This is a genomic window from Photobacterium sp. DA100 (genome assembly GCF_029223585.1).
GTDB lineage: Bacteria > Pseudomonadota > Gammaproteobacteria > Enterobacterales > Vibrionaceae > Photobacterium.
Map to the genome: position 1 here is coordinate 176,937 of NZ_CP119424.1, position 19,949 is coordinate 196,885.

Sequence of the window (19,949 nt, forward strand, 5' to 3'; positions counted from 1 at the left end):
TTCCCATATGGAATCCTTATTAGGGTTATAACAATTATTAATTTTTCTTATTGGCTGGGTCGCCTTAGCATAATCGCATCTTTGTTTGGGAGAGTTAATTATGTCGTCTATCGTTGTTGTTGGTGCAAACTGGGGTGATGAAGGCAAGGGCCGAATCGTTGATTTCCTTGCCGAGCAAGCCTCTGCAAGTATTCGTTTCCAAGGTGGTAATAATGCTGGCCACACTGTGGTTAACGATCTGGGAACGTTCAAGCTGCACCAGTTGCCAAGCGGCGTATTTAACCCTGACTGTCTTGCGGTGCTAGGCCCTGGTATGGTTATCAGTCCTGAGCCTCTATCTACCGAGCTAGCCGAAGTGAAAGCTGCTGGGGTTAACGTAAACCTTTGCATTTCAGACCGTGCGACCTTGTGTCTTCCACTCCACGCTCTTGAAGATACTCTAGAAGAAGTGCGCTTGGGTGATGCAGCCTACGGTTCAACCCGTCAGGGCATAGCACCAGCTTATGGCGACCGCGTTATGAAAAAAGGTATTTTGGTCGGTTGGCTGAAGCAGCCAGAAGTACTGCGCGAGCGAATCCAGTTCTGGATGGACTGGAAACTACCACAGCTAAAAGCCCTTTACCCGAGCTTTGAGTTCAGCCAGACAGCCCAAGAAATGACCGACTGGTTGCTGGAAGTGTCTGAACCTTGGCGTGATGCGATCTGCAATGTGACCTTGCCGCTAAAAGCGCTGCAGGCTGAAAACCAGAACCTGCTGTTTGAAGCCCAGCTTGGTGCTGGCCGTGACTTGACCTACGGTGAATACCCATGGACAACATCGTCTAACGTTGTCTCTATGTATGCCGGTATCGGTAGTGGCTTGCCAGCCCTTCGCCCAGAGCGTGTAATAGCTGTAGCCAAAGCATTTAGCTCGTCGGTCGGTACGGGCACGCTGATCACAGCAATGGAAGAGCAAGATGCTTTCCGTGAAGCCGCCGGTGAGTTCGGTGCCACAACGGGCCGTCCACGAGACATGGGCTACTTCGATGCCGTAGCAACCCAGAATGGTGTAGAGCTGCAGGCGGCAACTGAAATCGCCCTGACCAAGCTTGATTGCCTAAGCGGCCTGAGCGATCTGAAAATCTGTGTGGCATACGATGGTGACCACAGTGAGAACCCAATCTGGCCTCAAACTGCCGCGCTTGCGCCTGTTTATGAGCAGATGGAAGGCTGGAGCGAAGACATCACCGGTTGCCGCAAGTTTGAAGAGCTGCCAAAAGCTGCGCAGGATTACGTATTGCGCATTGAAGAGCTGATGGGAGTACCGGTGAAAATGGTTTCTGTTGGTCCTGGCCGTGAACAGATGATCATGCGCTAATTTAGTTTTGGTTATAACTATCTGAATCGGATATAGAAAAGCCAGTACCACACTTGGTACTGGCTTTTTATTTGATGATGATTTGCTGCTATTCGACAGGTGATTCGAAGGAATCTGGCTTGAGCGTTAGTACTGAGCAGCTTAGTTGATTGATCATTGATTCTGCCGTATTGCCCATCAGGAAACCGGCGATACCGGTACGTGAGAGCGAGCCGAGGATCACTACATCGACACCTTTTGCTGATGCGTATAGCGGTAGCACTTCTCTGGCTTCCCCTTCGACAATCTCAATTTTCGTATTGACCGGACTGTTTTGGTGTGGGACCAATAACGACTTTAGCCGTTCTATCCGCTCTTGTTTCATTTTCTGCGAGAGCTGTTCGATATCATTATCGTCATAGCCGCTCCACTTTCTCAGGTAGCCTTCGGAGTCGAGCCGCCAGGCGTGGCACAGTGTTAAATCGGCACCCGTTATTTCGCAATACTCAATCGCAAGGGCAACCAGTTTTTTATTAAACTCTTGATATTCGATATTGCTAAGATCGATGGCGGCTACAACTTGCTCGATAGGCTTGGAATAGGAGCTAATCGACCAGATTGGGACTTCGGATTTACGTATTACATTTAAGGTATTGCGGCCTCGCTGGCAGGCCGTTTTTTTATCTGCCCGAGTTGAATCGATAATGACCATACTGGCCATCGATGATTTGGCTTCCTTGACGATTTCAATGTGCGGAATGCCGATACGAACGTGAGTGTCAAAAGTGATGTTGGGGTATTGGGTCTTGAGCACCTCAACGTGTTGATTTAACTGTCGGTGGTAAAACTTTTGGGCCTCTTCGATAATATTGACCGCAGTATCTGAATAATTGGCCACCTCCTTTAACTCACAGAGCTCTTCTATAACTGTCAGCAGGATGACCCGTGCAGAACATTGGTTGGCAAACCAAAATGCTTGGTGAAAGGAATCGTTGAGGGGTTGCTCAGGAGCAATGGTAACCAATAGTCGATTGAGTTTCATACTGCCTCCTTAAACACGCAAAAAAATGTCGCTATTGAAGTTAGTTTATAACGGTTGTATTTCTCTTGCCTGTCGGGTTCATGTTTGGTAACAGAATTACGCGTTTGTGAGACGGAATTTGAGGGATGGATCAGAATTTTCCGTCAATAGGGTAAACAATCAGATAAGGCCATCAAACGATGGCCTTATCTACTTTTATCATTAGTTGCCGCTTAGCAAACGTTGGTGAAGCGAGTCTTTTAATTCGGCTCTCTGGTGCTTGAGTTGGTGCATGGCAACATCATCGATAGGGGAGCCGCTGAGCTCCAGTTCGCGAATTTCCTTATCCAGAGAATCGTACTTTATTGCATCTTTGGCAAACACATCGTTGTTTGCGGATAAGTTGAAAATAGTATCTTTGAACTGCGGAAACTCGCTGAGTAATGAGTGATCTTCTCCTAACATACAACCTCCTAAACTTTACTCTCGGGCTAATTGCACCTAATAGGATAGCAGCTCTGGCAGTATCGACCGGACTTCCCTACAAAAAGTAGGGGGAAATGTGATTAATCTTGTAGAACCAATAACATGATCACCTTTTAGCAAAGAGCGGGTTATTCAGAGAGGCCATTTAAATACTATTTATAGGAATCTTATGGGGGAGCTCTTTGATCGCAATGTTCGAGTCAATTGGCGGCAAGGATTTTTCAATAACGCCATGGTTGGCCCAGATAACGTCGCCTTTTGAAACCGTCGCAGGCGTTATATTATTTGGTTTCGCTGCCGCGATTGTCCTCAAATAGGCCTCAGGAGTGAGGCCATACAATTATCCTGCCGTTACTATCAACCCCAGAGGCTCTAGCAGTTGCTCCTGCTGCCAATCACAGATCATGACGCCTTTCAGGCTGACGCGTCTTGGATCAAGACCGGTTAGATCAACGTGGCAGAGGTTGCACTCTTCGATATCAAATTGTCCCCAGCTATCGGCCGAGAACTCACCCCGGCTGAGATCTGAGCCTTTAAGAGAAGCACCGACTAAATTGGCACCTGTCCAGCGGTTTTCAAATAGTTCACATTGCTCCAATCGTTGGTTCTCTGGTTGGCATAGGCCAAATTACTTGCCGATATATAGGCTGAGCAGAAGTAGTTGTTTTGGGTTAGGTAGTTGGCGAAGCTGGCTTGGGAGAAGTTTGCCCCTTTCAAGTTGCAGGCACGGATCTCGATGCCGAAACACTGTGCACCGCGGAAGTTGGCCATGCTGAGGTCGCAATCTTTGAAGCTGGCTTCTTTGAGTTTGGTATATTCAAAACGGCACCCCTCGACATCGCCCCGCTCGATGAATTGGCAATTGGTGAACTCGGCTTCGGTAAAATTAGCCCTGCTGAAGTTACAGCGGATGAAGGTACAGTTCTCGAACTGGGCATATTCAAAGTCTTGCCCTGAAAAATCGTGCTCGATATAGGTTTGGTCTTTCATTAGAAATTGCCATTACTTGCGTCTTTATCCGGCAGATTACAGGTAAAAAAGGCTGAAAAGCCAGAGAAAGTTGAGCATGGCTAGCATTTTTTAACAGCTTAATCGTGAATCTGTGGCGTTAGTTTCTGTTAACGTTGAGAGGTATGAAGTGCAAACGGCCTGAATGGGGCTGAATAATGGTAGGAACTGCAGTTCAGTTAAAGTCACTATACAGGAGAGTCTTTGTCATCAAGTCTTTAAAGTATTTGGTGGCTTCAAGTTCAGCCATTTTAGAAGAGATGCTAGCTTAAATCAGCTCAGATTATGGAGGCAGAATAGTTATTAGAGATCAGCCGTGAACGCAAAAATTGTCCTCTATACAACTTGTATGCAATAGGTATAATAATTCATCTTGATTTAAAGTATTGAAGAATAGGAGTAATTAATCGTTATTTAAATAACGTTGTTGTAAGTGGCATAAACATAACAAAGATTTTTATTCTAGTAGATGGATTTAATGATTTCGTCAAGGATTACATACAAGCTAGTGCTTGAGTTTAATATAGAGAATATATCTGATCGTAAACAGGCCTTAAAGCGATATCCCATATACTTTAGCTCTGACTCGGCTGTTTAATGAGGTGCTTCTTATTCCTAAAGAAGCAACGCGATCTTTTTCTTCATCAATAGAGAGTGTTTTTAAGGATAATCCTAAAGTTAAATTAATTTACCCCTTAAAATCTGATTTTTATAACCAAGATAAACACCAGGTAATAATTGATAACCTTGATATAAATGGTCAGGATTTTGTTATTCTTGATCATGGTGGTTATTTTTGTGACTTGGCATCGAGTTTATATGAAAAGTATAAAGAACACTTTTTAGGGATTACTGAGATGACGGCAAATGGGCATTACCGTTATCAAAAAGTTCCGCTTAAAGTTCCGTTACAGTCTATCGCTGAGACGGAGCTGAAACGGAGTGGTGATTTTAGTGCTTCACAAAATATTGTTCACTATACGGAAAGAGCACTGCGTGATCGTTTCAGCCTGAGGCTATATGGTTCCCAACTACTTAATGCTGCAGTGATAGGCTTGGGGAATTTAGGTGAAGGCATTGTTGATGAGTTAAATCGTCTTAGCGGTAACGCGCCCTATGTATACGATATAGATCCGGTTAAGGTTGTTAGACTTGGTGCGAATAGTATTCGCTACTCCAGTAAAGAGCAGGTTTTACAACAATGCAATTTATTGTTTTTATGTAGTGGCAATATCAGTATTTCCGAAGAAGAGTTCGGTAACATCAGTAGCGAAAAGTATCTCTCAACGGTGACGTCTGCTGATGATGAGTTAGAGCTCGACGGTTTAGTTGCTCGTGGAGTATTAACCCTCGTCGAAAAATGCGAGCTAGTATCTACCTATAAAAATAGGCGTGGAGTAAAAATCCACTTAATAGCCCATGGCTCAGCAGTCAATACTTTGTCTCCGATGTCAATGGCCGATGAAACTGTTCAGCTCTTTCTTGCCGCACATATACAAGCGGCTCATAATATTGCTTCGTATCTGTACACACAGCGTGATTGTGGCATTGTTGAGTTATCGAAAGCTGATGAGAGTAGAATTGCGGCAACATGGCTACGTTGGTTCTCTTAGCACGTTTTGCGTCTAGTATAGAGATGATCGGCTGGGGGCGGTATTGTGATAAAGGAAAGGTGTGTTATGGGATTAAAGAACCGTTACCCCCATCACTCTTTATCAACTTGAAACAAAATTGTGACTAGCCCCAGCATCCCTCGGCATGTTTTAATTGCACAATATTCAAAAGAACAAAGACAAAATTTTTCAGGGACTAACATGGTGACAGTGAAAAGAGCGGCTGCAGGGATCGCAATGGTTTCTTTGTCGCTCCCAGCGGCGGCTTCAACCACACTTTCCGACACACGCAGTGTAGGGATGGGCGGTGCCGGGGTTGCATCAGCCAATTACCTGACGGCGAGCTTTCATAATCCAGCGCTGGCCACACAGAATAAAAACTATGATCGTTTTGGCATGATCCTCCCTGTGGTTGGAGGCCGTGTCTATGATGGCAATGATCTTCATGACCGGGTCGATGCATTTCAGGACTTGAATGATCAATTGGCAGGCAATCCTGATCTACAGGATGAATGGATTGCTGCACTGAAAGGTCTTGATAACGAGCGCATTGATGGCGATGCCAATATTGGTATGGTCATCGCTATACCCAACCGTGTTGTCAGCACCAACTTTTTTGTATCCAGCCACGTTACGGCACTGGTGACAACAGATATCGATGAGAATGATCTCAATAACCAGGAGATCGTCAACTCTAGCGCCCAAGGTATTGCCGGTGGCACGGTCGATATAGGCTTTACTTTTGCCAAAGAGTTTATTTTTTTGGAACGCGATCTGAGTTTGGGATTTTCGCCGAAGTTCCAGCAAATATTGACTTATAACTACCAAGATACCATTGATACATTCGACAATGATGATTTTGATATCGGCTCAGATTATGTCGATAAGTCAGCGTTCAATGCCGACTTGGGGGTCGCTTACGCGCTTAGCCGCAATGTAATGCTGGGCGCGAGCGCCAAGAACCTCTTTTCTCAGTCGCTTAAAACTAATATCAGTAACGGCAGCCAAGCAACCTTCGAAGTCAATACCCAGTACACTGCTGCGATTGCCTATAATCATCCGCGTTTTACTGTTGCTGCCGATGTCGATCTCAACAGCAATAAACCTTTCAAAGAGCATACCTATAAAACCCAGTTTGCCCGTGTTGGTCTGGAAGCGGATGCTTGGCGTATGGCACAGCTACGCTTGGGATATATCCACAGCATGACTGACTATGCCGATGATGTCCTAACCGCAGGGATCGGTTTGAAGCCATTTGGTAAATTCGGTTTAGATATCGCAGCCTTGTACGGCAAAGATGACAGCTATGGCGCTTCCGCGCAACTGGTCTTCCACTTCTAAATTGGCCAGAAACGATAGGAGAAGACGATTGTTATAGTGTTAACAATCGTCTTTTTTCATGCTTTTCTTAAATAAATGATCTATTTATTTTGCATGGTTCATGAAACCTTGTTTTTCAAGATAGTGAAGTACGGTCTCAGAAAAGCCAACATGGGAGTCGCGGGTGTATTTCAGACTGGTGTATATCTGCGCTAGGTTTTGCACATCGGATTCTTCAATTTTGGCTTTTAGCTCGGGGTAAGACATATAGCGGTTCCAGCCATCGGTCTCGCGCTGGTGGTAGATTGCCTGGATTTCATCATCAGTATGATCATGGTAGGTTTCGTTGTGAACCAACCCGCTCAATGGAAGACGATCTCGGGTTTCTGGCGCTTCATCAGCGTAACCGAGTGAATAGCCGACCACTGGCACGACACCTGATGGGAGCTCTAAGATCTCACCGATTTTGTCGCAATTAGCCAACGTTGACCCCATATAGCAAAGTCCCAGCCCCTTGGCTTCGGCGGCAATCGCCACATTTTGCGATACCAATGTGGCGTCGATAGCGGCGATCATGAAGCTCATAAAATTATCGAAGTTTGGCTTGGCATTGTTGAGCGCCAGCCATTTTTTCATGCGCCTGAAGTCGGCACAGAAGGTTAGCAGCACTGGGGCATCAACCACCATATTTTGCTGCATGTGCGGCTCAAACAGGGCTTCGCGGCGGCCCTTGTCCTTGGTCACGATAATTGAATATGACTGCATGTTGCCGGAAGATGACGCCCTGATCCCTGCTTGGAGGATCTGTTGTAAAACATCGTCACTTACTGGTTGTTCGGAATATTGGCGAATAGAGCGGTGGGCATGAAGGTGAGAAAGAATATCCACAGTGTGTCCTTACAGCATGATGGAAAAACAAAAGTACCAAACTTTGGCTTAGGCCTGCTATTGATAATCTAAAAGAAAGCATCTCGTATTGTAAGGCGTTTTGTGGTTATTGGTTGAGGTATACGACCAATAAGTCAGCTTCAACGGCGTTTGCTAACTTGGGAATGGAAGAAAAAATGCGGCTGAATAATTTATGATGATGTCCGCATACGACTAAATCAATATCCATTTTTTTCACGATTCCAGAGAGCTTGATATGGAGGTCGCCAATGACCACTAAAGTGTCAGTGATTGGATAGCCACACTGCTCTGCGAGGGTTTGCAATTCTTGCTCCAATGCCTGCTTTTCTTTTGGCGTCAAAGCAACTCTATCAACATTGACATGAGCAAAGGACAGTTTGCACTTCGCATCTTTAGCTAATGACACTGCTTTATCAATTACGTCCTTGCTGGATTGAGATAAATCAACCGCGACTAAGATATGCTGATAGCTCATCATGTGACTCCTGATTTGTGGCGACAGGTTTTCCTTAAGTCTAGCGCTGCACGTGTCTTTTGATGGCAGAAAAGGCACTGACTTGCGATACGTCCTAGTAATGCATCTAAAAGCACCAATAAGGCGTGTGGGCTAAACCGGTTGTCCATGTCTAAATAGGTATTAATCTTGATAACCTGCCTGCCAGCAGAGGCTTCTACACTTTAATATTGGCTTTGCAAACGGAGGCTGTGTGGGTGTGGTGCTTGGTTAGAAAGCTCATTTGTTGCCTTGGACTGTCGCTGTTACTGACATTGGGAGTAGGCGCGCAAACACTGCCGGATATCGATTTTGTTAATAGTGAAATTGAGCGCCTGAACAACGAGAATCCCAAAGATGAAAATCTACTCCGCCAGTATCAAAGCTTGGCTCAAAGCCTGAGTGATCAGAACGGCTTGGAACAAGAGCAAGCTAAGCTACGCGCTGTCGTTACCCAGTTTCCGCAGCAGAGAAGGCTTCTTCGCCAGAAGATCAATGAGGCCGAACAACTTCCCGTCTTTCAAACGGAGCAACTGGAAACCTATGAAGATTTATCACAAGCGCTGGCAAGGTTGCGAGCTTCGCTCAGTGAATGGCAAACCGCGAGCAAGGACAATGCCGAACAACGGAAGAGACTCAATGACTCCAGGGTTTCGTTACCCAATGAAATCGTCAGCCTCAATACCCAGCTGGAACAGGCGTCGCTAACTGTCAGTGAAAGTACGGATAAGCTGCAATCATGGTTGGCTCTGGCCAATGTTGCGACTCTCCAGCAAGAAAAAGAGCAAAAACTGTTGGCGCAGCAGACGTTGGATGAACGCAGTGAATTGCTACAGCTAGAGCAGGACTTTCTGGCAAAGAAAATAGACTTGGCAACGCCCTTACAGGCCAAGCTGCAAAGACGTTTGACCGAGATAGAGCAGGGGTCGGCTAGGGCTCTGATAGCCAAAGCCGAGCAGCTCAATTCAGAGCTTCACAATTCCACGGGGGGGCCAGAGAAAAGCATCAAAACACTGCAGGAGCAAGCAGCTAAACAGTTGGAATTTGCGAAAGAGCTAGAGCGGGTTCTGCTCAGTGTGGATGAAGCGCGCATTGAGATTCACCGTATTCAAGCCGAAAGGCAAAGCCTCAACGATGAACAAGTACTCATCAAGAATAATTTGGACTGGCTGAGAGAAAGTACCGCATTCGGCGCTTCTATCAGGGCACAATTACAGCGCTTGCCAAGTCGCGTCTCCGTCAGTGCCATTCCTGATCAAATTGCCAATGCCCATATCCGAAAATATGAGATCAGCCAACTTCGCACCGATACCGCTTTTGGCGACCAAGCGGGTAGCCGTACAATGATTCAGGAGGCTGACTCTGAGGTTGCATTAAAGCTCAAAAAGCTACACCAAGAGCTTCTGGCTCGGCTTAAACAAGAGTATGACAAGCTGATCAATGAGCTTAGCCGCCTGCAGGCTGCCACTCTTCAATATAAAGACGAGGTGAATAATGCTCGGGTTTTTCTCCGCGAGCAGCAATTATGGATACGCAGCAACCTGCCGCTGTGGAAAAACCTGACACGGTTTGAAATGAATGTGTGGTTTGGTGCCCATACCCCCCTCAAAGTGTTGTTCGAAAGGACAACCCAGCAGCAGCAACTGGCGCTGGCGTTTTCCATTGCAGCCTACACGCTGTTGTTTACCCTCTTGCGGTCAAGACTAACCCGGCTCAGCGATCAGTACAGGATGGACTACAAAAGCCTCTTCGGCCATCCGCTGAGAGATAAATTTCGCTATACCTTGATTTTGTTTTTCTTAGCCGTGTTCCGGGCCGTCATTTGGCCGTTGTGGTACGGCTTGACTGCCCTTGGCATTTATTGGCTGTGGCCATTACCGACCTCGGGTGATCTCCCCTCACTGATCTCCGCCAGCGCATGTGGTTTATTTGTCTTGGAGCTGATCCACGGGTTGACTGCCAAGGACGGGGTATTGGATCTGCATCTCAATTGGCCTTCGGAAATTTGCCGCTACTTATGTCGCGAAAGCCGGCGGTTGCGCTGGCCGCTGATTGTTATTCTGCTTGCCTTGTATTGCACTGAGCTGGTATCTGGCGAGAAGGAAGCAGAGGCATCACGGGTACTGTTTTTGCTGCTGGTCGGTTGTATGGCCTATATCTATACTTTTTTATTCAAGCGCGAACGTTTACCTATGGTGTTGCCGTCCCCCCTGCATCAGGGGGTACCGCTGATGCTGATCCGCGGTTTAGTCATCGGCTCTTTTTTCGTCATAATATTGATGTCTGTTATGGGGCTCTACCTGGCTTCCTGGGTATTGCTCAACTACCAGCAGTTGACTCTGTTTTTGATGTTGGGGGGGTTGCTGGCCTATCAGATGGGAGAGCGATGGCTCAAGCTGGAACACCGCCAACTGCACTATCAGCGCTTGTTGGAAAGGCGAGAGGAGTTGCTGGCCCATCAGCAAGAGCAGGCAGGCGAGCCTCCGGAGCTGGCCGAGCTGCGGGAAGTGATGCCGGAAGTAGAAGAGAGTAGTTTGGATGCAGAGCAAGTTAGCGAGCAATCGCTCACCTTGCTAAGAGGGCTATCCCTGCTCGGCTTTGTTCTGGCTTTGCTGACCTTGTGGTCGAGTGCTCTCGAGATGACCAGTTGGCTCTCCCACAAGGTCGTCTGGCAGGTAAGTGAAGTGGGCGAGACCGGGGTGGTGATGGTGGATATCACGCTTCAGTCGCTGCTGTATGCGCTTATCTCGCTACTGGTTACGTTTATTGCGGTGAAGAATCTTCCCGGTATTTTGGAGCTGCTGGTACTGCGCAGGTTGGATCTATCCCCAGGTATGGGTTACGCCACAACGACCGTGATACGCTACTTGCTGATGCTAGTCGGGGTGTTCGCCGCTTGTTCGTTCATCGGTTTCCAATGGTCGAAGTTACAGTGGTTGGTCGCAGCGTTTGGGGTCGGCTTGGGATTTGGCCTGCAGGAGATTTTTGCCAACTTTATTTCTGGCCTGATCATCTTGTTCGAGCGGCCTATCCGTATCGGTGACATTGTCACCATCAATGAGTTGTCGGGAACGGTGAGTAAGATCAAGACCCGGGCGACCACGATCATAGACTGGGATAACAAGGAAATCGTTGTGCCTAACAAGGTTTTCATTACTGAAAAGCTGATCAACTGGTCACTGACCGATCCTATTACCCGTATCGTGATCCCGATTGGTGTTGCCTATGGCTCTGATATCGAGCGCGTCGAGCAGCTCCTTTATCAGGCGGCCACTAGCCATCCGCTGGTGCTCAAAGAGCCCCCGCCCTCGGTATATTTTCTTGCTTTCGGCGCCAGTAGTTTAGATTTCGAATTGCGGGTTTACATTACCGCAATAGAGCATCGCTTATCGACTATCCACCTGATCAACAAGAGCATTGACCGTTTGTTCAAAGAGAACGGTATTGAGATTGCCTTCCCGCAATTGGATATCCACGTCAGGGATGTGAATCAGGGGAAAGGTAAACCACGCGGCGATTAGGGCTTGGTGTCCTTAGCTGCAACAAGGGAGCCTACAGCTGCAGCATGATTGACAGCGGGCAATGGTCACTGAGCTGATATTGTTTCAGTTGTTGTTCGGTATAAAGATATTCAGAAAAGGGTACCTCGGTGGTGTTCTTTTTTTGTATTCGGCTACCGACAATAAAGTGATCGATAAACCCGGGGTATTGCCTCACCTCCCATTGCCGTTTGCGCTTGTTATAGACCTGCGAGCGGCATTGGCTTGTTATCCCATTGGTGGCCAGTGTCGGAGCCGATGACAGTTCAGCGGTGAGAGCGGTCCAGAATTTGTCCCCCTTATTCGCCAGTCGGCGGTTAAAGTCCCCCAAAATAATAAAGGACTGTTGCTGTTCTTGCCGTTTGGCTATCCAGTTTTTGAGTACCTCAAATTGCTTTTTTAAAACAGTACAGTTCTTGTTGCGGTGACGGTTACTGTAGCAACCGCTTTTGAGGTGGACAGCTAGTAGTCTTAGTTCGTTTTTACCGTCTGGGTAGAGTGAGATATCAATACCATAGCGTAGGTATTGGTTACCCCATATATCCAGTTGATGGAGATCGGGGTGGCGTCGGTAATCTATTCCTTTTCGAATGGCAAAACCGACAAACTGCGGCCAGGGCCCTTTGTTGCTCTGAGTTTTCCTGCTTGAGAATTCTATCCGATATTGGTTGAGTGGAATTACCTTGCCGATTGATTGAGGGTCAGCGACTTCCTGAAAGGCCAATATGTCGGGCGATATTTCATTGAGAACACTGGCCAATGCTCGGTAGTCACTCGCGACTCTCGATGGAACGTCCGCCCGCTGCTGTCCATTCGCTTTATCTGCTGTCAGCCAATTGAGGTTCCAGGTTGTGATGGTTACTGTACCGGTGCTGTTACTTGAGGCTGCAGCAAGTAACGGTGAAGATAATAGCAACCCAAGCGCGAGCAGTAGTTTTGAAGCGGTCATGGGAATAGTCGGCCATCGCTGTTGAAAACGGTACTGTTACAGCGGGTGAACAAAAAGGCGATGTGTAAGAATGACGGTGCGGGAAGACAAACAGTTTGAATGCAACAGCAGCATTGTTGCAGGCGCAAAATACACACTTCCCGAAGTTTCCATTTGTTTCTCGATCAGGCTACGACCCCAAATATTCGACCGACCACCGCTGTCAGCACCATGGCTAAAGCCCCCCAAAAAGTGACTCTAACTGCCCCAATCGTTATTGATGCTCCGCCTGCTCTTGCGGCGATGGCTCCGAGGGAAGCCAAAAAGACCAGAGAGAAGCCGGCAACCATAGTGATGAGCAGTGATAGCGGCACAATCCATGCGACCAGCAATGGAAGGGCGGCACCGATCGTAAAGGTAGTGGCAGAGAAGACGGCGGCTTGAACCGGGTTTGCTCCTTGGCTATCCGACAGTCCAATTTCATCTCGGGCGTGGGCCCCGAGTGCGTCATGGTCCATCAGTTTTTCGGCAACTTGACGGGCCAGTATCGGATCGAGCCCTCGTTGCTCGTAAATTTGGGCAAGCTCCACGACCTCCTCTTCGTAGTCTTCTTCGAGTGAGCGCTGTTCGAGTGCCAAATCGGCTTTTTCAATATCCAGCTGTGAGCTTACCGACACATATTCGCCAGCCGCCATGGACATCGCACCGGCAACTAAACCGGCAATACCTGCCAGAAGGATACTATCTTGAGTGGTATTGGCCGCGGCAACGCCAATAATCAGGCTGGCAGTTGATACGATGCCATCATTGGCCCCCATCACCGCTGCTCGTAGCCAGCCAGCACGGTGCGAACGGTGGTTTTCCTTGTGGCTCATATATTATCCCCCGTTAGGTCTCTCGCCCGGTTAAATTAAGCATAAATCAATAATCACAAATAAACGCAGTGTATTTGACAGAAGGCGAAAATATATTGCTGGCAGGCTCAGTTTGGTCAGTATGATGTGAGCGCCTGTGCTTCTGACGCCTGAGTTACAATCGGCTCAAGCTAGGGGCGTTAATAATGCCATCGCCTTACGCTTAATCGTGATTTTACCCTGTGAAAGAGGGCAGTATTTTTAGGTGGTGATAAATACACATTCCATTCAACACAAATAAAAAATATGCGATTGTGAATGTAATCCGGTAACGACTGTTGTTATCGGCCATTTTACCAAAGTCGTAGTCTGTTGTTTTACTAAGGTATTGATATTAATTCAATTGGTCCTTGAGGAGATATTTTTAATTATTGAAATTGTTACGTTAGTAGAATTAAATTATTTGCCATCACCTTAGAATATGAGTAGGGACAGGTAGGAAGGTGAATTATGAAAAGCCAGAGCGTTAAATATTCTGATAGAGAGTTTGAATATTATTTTTCAAATTGTCAGCAAGAGGTCAGTCAGCAGGCAAGTTCCCTCCCTCCCGTTGTTTTTATTCACGGTATCCTTAGCAGTGGCCAGCTATTTACCCATCACATGATGCCTTATTTTAACTCGCTGGGTTTGACTACTTATTCCCTGACTCTTCGTGGCCATGGTTCACATTCCGCAAAGCCATCATCCCGGCCTTTTGATGAGCATATTGATGATGTGGCGGCTTTTATTGAGTTTGTATACCAACAGGAGAAAAAGCCCGTGGTGGTGGCCGGGTACTCTCTCGGAGGTTTGATTACCCAGCATGTCTGCCTGCGTGAAGAGATAAAGCCGAAATTAGCGGGTATGGTATTGATGGCATCGGTTCCCCCGCAAGGCTTTAGTCAGTTGAATCAAGCAATGTGGCTTGATAACCCTGTTTTATCTTTGGTCTTAGGACAGTTAATGGTTATGCCGAATATGGCGTTGCTTAACCCCTATTATCGCAACGTCTTGATAGATGCATTGTTTGCCTGCAAACCCAATGAGCAGCAGCTGGGGATGCTGCTTTCAGAGCTCAAGGCTGAAGATCTGCGGTTGTTCTTAGAGCCTCATCCTATTGATGACAGGTTATCATTGAGTGTTCCTGTCACTGTCGTCGGGGCTCAGGAAGATAAACTGGTACCTGCATCTCAAGTGGAGGCCACGGCGGTATTTTACGGGGTAGAGCCTGTGTTCTTCAGCCCGATGGGGCATGCAATGCCAGTGGAAAAAGAAGTGGCAAAACTAGCCGCTTACCTTGCCGGGTGGTGCAGCAGCTTGTGATGCCGTTAAGGCTATCGCCTTGGTGAAATTCACTTCACGGCCTCTTCTCTTAGGCTAGTAACATCCTGATTTACATTAATGTGAGCTCGGTGTTGTCGATTTTTTGATCTAAAACAACCAATCCCTCCAATACCTCTTTGTGGGTATCCAACCTATCCATATTAGGCATAAATTAATCAATAACCACTAAATTATTAAGTGTATTTTTTTTGCACTTTTTGATTTGGGAAGGATTCGGTGGTGTGCCTTAAAGGGGGGCTTTGTTGTGAGTGAGTTCCATGTCTGCAGCTTGATTGTTTACGTCGTGGCTGAGCAGCTTGAATCAATAAAAAAGACCATAGAGAGCTTACCGGTGGCAGAGGTGCCGATTTTGGGTGAATCAGGGAAATTGGTTGTCGTGCTTGAGGGCGAGCAAAAAAACGACATTGTTGGTCATTTTGACTATATCAAGCAGTTGCCCGGGGTACTCGATACCACACTGGTTTACCACCAAATGGAAGAACAATCTGAGCTAAAGGAAGCGTAACATGACAGTTACTAGACGTAGTTTCTTAAAGGCCAATGCAGCTATTGCTGCCGCCAGTGCAGCAGGGTTAACCATACCAGTCTCGGTGGCCAATGCCGCGGATGGCGATCAGGAAGTGAAGTGGGACAAAGCCCCATGCCGCTTCTGTGGTACGGGCTGTAGTGTGCTGGTGGGTACCAAGAATGGTCGAGTGGTGGCATCACAGGGAGACCCGGATGCACCGGTAAACAGGGGCCTTAACTGTATCAAAGGCTACTTCTTGCCTAAGATCATGTATGGGGAAGATCGCCTGACCCAACCGTTATTGCGAAAGAGAGACGGCCAGTATCACAAGGAAGGTGAGTTCACCCCGGTCAGCTGGGATGAAGCCTTCGATGTGATGGCTGACAAGTTCAAGCAGGCACTGAAAGACAAAGGTCCTTCTGCCGTTGGTATGTTCGGCTCTGGCCAGTGGACAGTCTGGGAAGGCTATGCCGCGGCGAAATTGTACAAGGCGGGTTTCCGCTCCAACAATATTGACCCGAACGCCCGCCACTGTATGGCGTCAGCGGTCGTTGGGTTTGGCCGTACCTTCGGTATGGACGAGCCTATGGGTAGCTATGACGATCTCGAACATGCCGATGCCTTCGTGCTTTGGGGATCTAACATGGCTGAGATGCACCCAATTCTCTGGACCCGCCTGACCGACCGCCGTCTGTCATCTGACAAGGTGAAAGTTGCAGTACTGTCGACCTTTACCCACCGCAGCTATGAGTTGGCTGACAACCCAATCATTTTCAAGCCGCAGACCGATCTGGCTATCCTCAACTTTGTTGCCCATTACATAATCGCCAATGACAAGGTCAACACGGACTTCATGGACAAGCATGTCAACATCCGCAAGGGTGTGACGGATATCGGTTATGGTTTGCGCCCAACCCATCCATTGGAAAAAGCAGCCAAGAACCCGGGTAGCGGTGATTCGACGCCGATGAGTTTCGACGATTACGCCAAGTTTGTCTCGACCTATACCGCGGAATACACCTCGGAGCTGACAGGGGTACCGGTCGACCAGCTTAACGCGTTGGCCGAAATGTACGCCAACCCGGAAACCAAGGTGGTGTCCTACTGGACCATGGGCTTCAACCAGCACACCCGCGGTGTATGGGCCAATAACCTGATTTATAACATCCATTTGCTGACCGGTAAGATCTCCAAGCCGGGCTGTGGCCCATTCTCGCTGACTGGCCAGCCATCAGCCTGCGGTACGGCGCGTGAGGTCGGCACCTTTGCCCACCGCTTGCCAGCCGACATGGTGGTGATGAATCCGAAGCACCGTGAAATGTGTGAAACCCACTGGAATATCCCAGAAGGCACGATCCCACCGAAGCCGGGTTACCACGCGATTTTGCAAGACCGGATGCTCAAAGATCGCCAGCTCAATGCCTACTGGGTGATGTGTAACAACAACATGCAGGCCGGGCCGAATATCAACGAGGAGCGCCTGCCTGGCTACCGTGATCCCGCTAACTTCATCGTGACTTCTGATCCTTACCCAACCGTTACGGCCATGGCATCGGACTTGATCTTGCCAACCGCAATGTGGGTGGAAAAAGAAGGGGCATACGGTAACGCCGAACGCCGCACCCAGTTCTGGCACCAGCAGATCAGTGCGCCGGGCGAGGCGAAGTCGGACTTGTGGCAGCTGATGGAATTTTCTAAGCGCTTCAAAGTTGAGGAAGTGTGGCCGCAGGAATTGATAGCCAAGAAACCTGAGCTCAAAGGCAAAACGCTGTTTGAGGTGCTGTTCAAAAACGGCAAGGCCGATAAATACAGCTTGGATGAAATCGCCGCCGACCAGCTCAACGACGAATCCCGTCACTTTGGCTTCTATGTTCAGAAAGGTTTGTTCGAAGAGTACGCCTATTTCGGTCGCGGTCATGCCCACGATTTGGCACCGTTTGATATGTACCACCAGTCCCGTGGTTTGCGTTGGCCTGTGGTTGATGGCAAGGAAACGGTATGGCGTTACTCCGAAGGCTATGACCCGTATGTGAAGAAAGGCGAAGAGTTCGCTTTCTACGGCAAGCCGGACAAAAAAGCGGTGATTTTCGCGCTGCCGTACGAGCCGCCAGCGGAATCACCGGATAACGAGTATGACCTGTGGCTGTCGACTGGACGGGTACTGGAGCACTGGCATACCGGTTCGATGACCCGCCGTGTGCCGGAGCTATACCGCTCCTTCCCGGATGCGGTGCTCTACATGCACCCGCTCGATGCCAAAGAGCGCGGGCTACGCCGGGGCGATGCTGTGAAAATTGTTTCCCGCCGTGGTGAGGTACTCACCCATGTGGAAACTCGCGGGCGTAACCGGGTTCCGCAAGGCTTGGTGTATATGCCTTTCTTTGACGCCGGGCAGTTGACCAACAAACTCACGCTTGATGCGACCGATCCAATTTCGAAAGAAACGGACTTCAAGAAATGTGCAGTGAAGGTGGTTAAAGCCTAACTATTGGAAACAGACTGATGAAGCGTTCACCTCTCAAATCATCACAAAGCCGCCGCCGTTTCCTCCGGGATGCCGCGCGAACGGCTGTGGGTGTGGGAGCGGCAGCGACCGTACTCGGACTACAGAGCAAACAAAGCCAGGCTGACAGCAGCGGTGTGCCGATAAGGCCGCCGGGTGCATTGCCTGAGCCGGAGTTTTTGCAGGCTTGCTTGCGCTGTGGGTTATGCGTTCAGGCGTGTCCTTACGATACCTTGAAGCTGGCAAGCTTGTTGTCGCCAGTGGCCTCGGGGACACCGTATTTTACCGCCCGAGCGATTCCGTGTGAGATGTGTGAAGACATCCCCTGTGTGGCAGCCTGCCCGAGTGGCGCGCTGGATCAAGGCCTGACCGATATCGATGATGCCCGGATGGGCACCGCGGTGTTGATTGACCATGAAACCTGCCTCAACTGGTTGGGTTTGCGCTGTGATGTGTGCCATCGGGTTTGTCCGCTGATTGATGAAGCGATCACCCTAGAACCGATCCGCAACCAACGTACCGGCTACCATGCCAAGTTTATCCCGACGGTGCATTCAGATGTCTGTACCGGCTGCGGTAAATGCGAGCAAGCCTGTGTGCTGGATGAAGCGGCGATCAAGGTTGTGCCGACGGCATTAGCCAAAGGCGAGCTCGGTCACCACTACCGCTTGGGTTGGGAAGAAAAGGCCAAGAAAGGGGAAAGCCTGATCCCTGAGGATCTGACTTTGCCAGCTCACAAGCCGGGTAACAGTGGAGGAGGTCAGTAATGGCTAAGCATTTGGCAAAAGATGCCGGCAAGGCAGCGACCGCCTCGCTAGGCTGGTGGAAAGCCCACCGTTTCTTGCTGCTACGCCGCAGCTGTCAGCTGCTGATCATCGCCTTGTTCATGATCGGCCCGGCACTGGGGGTACTGCGTGGTAATTTGTCGGCAAGCACCTTGTTCGACACGGTGCCACTGACCGACCCGTTGATCTTGCTGCAAACCATTGCTGCAGGCCATTGGCCTGAGCTGGCTGCCCTGCTCGGTGGTGTCATTGTGGTGGGCTTTTATGCCGTGCTGGCTCCTCGGGTGTTTTGCGCCTGGGTATGCCCGCTCAACATGGTGACGGATCTGGCCGCTTGGCTACGCCGAAAACTGGGAATCAAGCTCAGTTACCGCTGGTCATCAAACCTGCGTTACTGGTTGTTGCCGGTGCTGCTACTTGGCAGTGCGGTATCGGGCAGCGTGTTGTGGAGCTGGATTGACCCGGTTGCGGCGCTGCACCGTGGCTTGGTGTTCGGTATGGGTGCGGGTTGGGTGCTGATCTTGCTGGTGTTCTTGCTGGATCTGGTGTTGGTCGAGCATGGCTGGTGCGGTCATTTATGCCCGCTTGGCGCGACTTATGGGGTGATTGGCCGTAAGAGCCTGGTTCGTATCACCGCGACCAACCGCGAAGCCTGCAACAAGTGCATGGATTGCTTCAACGTGTGCCCCGAGCCAGAAGTGCTCAGGCAGCCGCTCAAAGGCGGAGATCGCAAGGTGATGAGCCAAGATTGCATCAGTTGTGGACGCTGTATTGATGTCTGTTCCGAGGAAGTATTGGAATTTAAAATAAGAATTGGAGCCAATAAAGATGAAGGGTAAGTATGTTGTGTCTGCGCTGCTGGCGGCTGTCGTGAGCCTGGCAGCATTTGCAGAGGTTACCTCGTTACGTGGCGCGCAGGAGATAGGGGATACCAATACCGTTGCGCCCATCAAGCCGGTGCCAAAAATGCAAGATAAGCTGGCCTTGGAATATGTCCATCAACCCCCACTGATCCCGCACTCAACGGAAATGGTGCAGATCAACCCGAGTAACAATGGCTGTTTGCAATGCCATGATGTCGACAAGTACCGCAGAACGGGCGCTCCGAGGGTGAGCCCAACGCACTACATGGACAGTAACAACAAGATCCTGAGTGACGTAGCCCCTCGCCGTTACTTCTGTTTGCAGTGCCATGTACCGCAGGCTGATGCCGCGCCGCTGGTGGAAAATACCTTTAAACCGGCTGGCAAATTCGGCCAATAG

The 19,949-nt window shown here is 49.0% G+C and carries 16 protein-coding genes and 1 pseudogene; 10 read left to right on the forward strand and 7 right to left on the reverse strand.

Translation table 11 applies throughout. The annotated features are described in order from the left end of the window. The first annotated feature begins 100 nt into the window (after window positions 1-100). Window positions 101-1,357 (forward strand): adenylosuccinate synthase, encoded by a 1,257-nt coding sequence (locus PTW35_RS18525; RefSeq protein ID WP_281028439.1) that lies wholly within the window; start codon window positions 101-103, stop codon window positions 1,355-1,357. Between the two features lie 88 nt (window positions 1,358-1,445). Here PTW35_RS18525 and PTW35_RS18530 read toward each other — a convergent pair whose 3' ends face one another. The 3 genes and pseudogenes from PTW35_RS18530 to PTW35_RS18540 all read right to left on the reverse strand — a co-directional run bounded on the left by PTW35_RS18530 (window position 1,446) and on the right by PTW35_RS18540 (window position 3,833). Continuing rightward, window positions 1,446-2,378 carry a universal stress protein gene (locus PTW35_RS18530; RefSeq protein WP_281028440.1) on the reverse strand — a complete coding sequence of 311 codons (933 nt, stop codon included), beginning with the start codon at window positions 2,376-2,378 and terminating at the stop codon, window positions 1,446-1,448. Window positions 2,379-2,579: 201 nt separating this feature from the next. After that, entirely contained in the window at window positions 2,580-2,822 is a 243-nt protein-coding gene (locus PTW35_RS18535; RefSeq protein ID WP_281028441.1) for a YdcH family protein, read from the reverse strand. Between the two features lie 361 nt (window positions 2,823-3,183). Then, a pseudogene (locus PTW35_RS18540) lies at window positions 3,184-3,833 on the reverse strand (Qnr family pentapeptide repeat protein). A gap of 620 nt (window positions 3,834-4,453) precedes the next feature. Here PTW35_RS18540 and PTW35_RS18545 point away from each other — a divergent pair. Together PTW35_RS18545 and PTW35_RS18550 are read left to right on the forward strand one after the other, a co-directional pair. Continuing rightward, entirely contained in the window at window positions 4,454-5,464 is a 1,011-nt protein-coding gene (locus PTW35_RS18545; RefSeq protein ID WP_281028442.1) for a hypothetical protein, read from the forward strand. A gap of 201 nt (window positions 5,465-5,665) precedes the next feature. Beyond that, window positions 5,666-6,805, forward strand: a complete 1,140-nt coding sequence (locus tag PTW35_RS18550) for a conjugal transfer protein TraF (RefSeq protein ID WP_281028443.1) — start codon at window positions 5,666-5,668, stop codon at window positions 6,803-6,805. Between the two features lie 84 nt (window positions 6,806-6,889). Here PTW35_RS18550 and PTW35_RS18555 read toward each other — a convergent pair whose 3' ends face one another. Together PTW35_RS18555 and PTW35_RS18560 are read right to left on the reverse strand one after the other, a co-directional pair. Next, window positions 6,890-7,672 (reverse strand): nitroreductase family protein, encoded by a 783-nt coding sequence (locus PTW35_RS18555; protein ID WP_281028444.1) that lies wholly within the window; start codon window positions 7,670-7,672, stop codon window positions 6,890-6,892. A gap of 106 nt (window positions 7,673-7,778) precedes the next feature. Beyond that, a complete protein-coding gene (locus tag PTW35_RS18560; protein WP_281029100.1) occupies window positions 7,779-8,168 on the reverse strand; it encodes a universal stress protein in 390 nt (129 codons plus the stop codon). A 245-nt stretch (window positions 8,169-8,413) separates the two neighbouring features. Here PTW35_RS18560 and PTW35_RS18565 point away from each other — a divergent pair, with 245 nt between their 5' ends. Then, complete coding sequence (locus PTW35_RS18565; protein ID WP_281028445.1) at window positions 8,414-11,707, forward strand: mechanosensitive ion channel domain-containing protein; 3,294 nt, start codon at window positions 8,414-8,416, stop codon at window positions 11,705-11,707. Between the two features lie 31 nt (window positions 11,708-11,738). Here the strand turns inward: PTW35_RS18565 and PTW35_RS18570 are convergent, their stop codons facing one another. Continuing rightward, window positions 11,739-12,674, reverse strand: a complete 936-nt coding sequence (locus PTW35_RS18570) for an endonuclease/exonuclease/phosphatase family protein (protein WP_281028446.1) — start codon at window positions 12,672-12,674, stop codon at window positions 11,739-11,741. 164 nt (window positions 12,675-12,838) lie between these two features. Further along, window positions 12,839-13,528 (reverse strand): VIT family protein, encoded by a 690-nt coding sequence (locus tag PTW35_RS18575; RefSeq protein WP_281028447.1) that lies wholly within the window; start codon window positions 13,526-13,528, stop codon window positions 12,839-12,841. A gap of 489 nt (window positions 13,529-14,017) precedes the next feature. On the opposite strand from PTW35_RS18575, the gene PTW35_RS18580 reads away from it, so the two are divergent. The 6 genes from PTW35_RS18580 to PTW35_RS18605 all read left to right on the forward strand — a co-directional run bounded on the left by PTW35_RS18580 (window position 14,018) and on the right by PTW35_RS18605 (window position 19,949). Next, window positions 14,018-14,869 carry an alpha/beta hydrolase gene (locus tag PTW35_RS18580; protein WP_281028448.1) on the forward strand — a complete coding sequence of 284 codons (852 nt, stop codon included), beginning with the start codon at window positions 14,018-14,020 and terminating at the stop codon, window positions 14,867-14,869. Between the two features lie 265 nt (window positions 14,870-15,134). Next, window positions 15,135-15,395 (forward strand): chaperone NapD, encoded by a 261-nt coding sequence (locus PTW35_RS18585; protein ID WP_281028449.1) that lies wholly within the window; start codon window positions 15,135-15,137, stop codon window positions 15,393-15,395. A 1-nt stretch (window position 15,396) separates the two neighbouring features. Next, window positions 15,397-17,883 carry a nitrate reductase catalytic subunit NapA gene (gene napA, locus PTW35_RS18590; RefSeq protein WP_281028450.1) on the forward strand — a complete coding sequence of 829 codons (2,487 nt, stop codon included), beginning with the start codon at window positions 15,397-15,399 and terminating at the stop codon, window positions 17,881-17,883. A 17-nt stretch (window positions 17,884-17,900) separates the two neighbouring features. After that, window positions 17,901-18,668 (forward strand): ferredoxin-type protein NapG, encoded by a 768-nt coding sequence (gene napG / locus PTW35_RS18595; protein ID WP_281028451.1) that lies wholly within the window; start codon window positions 17,901-17,903, stop codon window positions 18,666-18,668. Then, complete coding sequence (gene napH / locus PTW35_RS18600; RefSeq protein ID WP_281028452.1) at window positions 18,668-19,525, forward strand: quinol dehydrogenase ferredoxin subunit NapH; 858 nt, start codon at window positions 18,668-18,670, stop codon at window positions 19,523-19,525. Before napG ends, napH begins: the two co-directional genes overlap by 1 nt. Beyond that, entirely contained in the window at window positions 19,515-19,949 is a 435-nt protein-coding gene (locus PTW35_RS18605; protein WP_039465999.1) for a nitrate reductase cytochrome c-type subunit, read from the forward strand. The genes napH and PTW35_RS18605 overlap by 11 nt, the downstream gene beginning before the upstream one ends.

Bases quoted from the DNA above. Each gene is read 5' to 3' on its own strand.
- PTW35_RS18525 (WP_281028439.1), top strand. From the start codon at position 101: ATGTCGTCTATCGTTGTTGTTGGTGCAAACTGGGGTGATGAAGGCAAG.
- PTW35_RS18530 (WP_281028440.1), bottom strand. From the start codon at position 2,378: ATGAAACTCAATCGACTATTGGTTACCATTGCTCCTGAGCAACCCCTC.
- PTW35_RS18535 (WP_281028441.1), bottom strand. From the start codon at position 2,822: ATGTTAGGAGAAGATCACTCATTACTCAGCGAGTTTCCGCAGTTCAAA.
- PTW35_RS18550 (WP_281028443.1), top strand. From the start codon at position 5,666: ATGGTGACAGTGAAAAGAGCGGCTGCAGGGATCGCAATGGTTTCTTTG.
- PTW35_RS18560 (WP_281029100.1), bottom strand. From the start codon at position 8,168: ATGAGCTATCAGCATATCTTAGTCGCGGTTGATTTATCTCAATCCAGC.
- PTW35_RS18570 (WP_281028446.1), bottom strand. From the start codon at position 12,674: ATGACCGCTTCAAAACTACTGCTCGCGCTTGGGTTGCTATTATCTTCA.
- PTW35_RS18575 (WP_281028447.1), bottom strand. From the start codon at position 13,528: ATGAGCCACAAGGAAAACCACCGTTCGCACCGTGCTGGCTGGCTACGA.
- PTW35_RS18580 (WP_281028448.1), top strand. From the start codon at position 14,018: ATGAAAAGCCAGAGCGTTAAATATTCTGATAGAGAGTTTGAATATTAT.
- napA (WP_281028450.1), top strand. From the start codon at position 15,397: ATGACAGTTACTAGACGTAGTTTCTTAAAGGCCAATGCAGCTATTGCT.
- napG (WP_281028451.1), top strand. From the start codon at position 17,901: ATGAAGCGTTCACCTCTCAAATCATCACAAAGCCGCCGCCGTTTCCTC.
- napH (WP_281028452.1), top strand. From the start codon at position 18,668: ATGGCTAAGCATTTGGCAAAAGATGCCGGCAAGGCAGCGACCGCCTCG.
- PTW35_RS18605 (WP_039465999.1), top strand. From the start codon at position 19,515: ATGAAGGGTAAGTATGTTGTGTCTGCGCTGCTGGCGGCTGTCGTGAGC.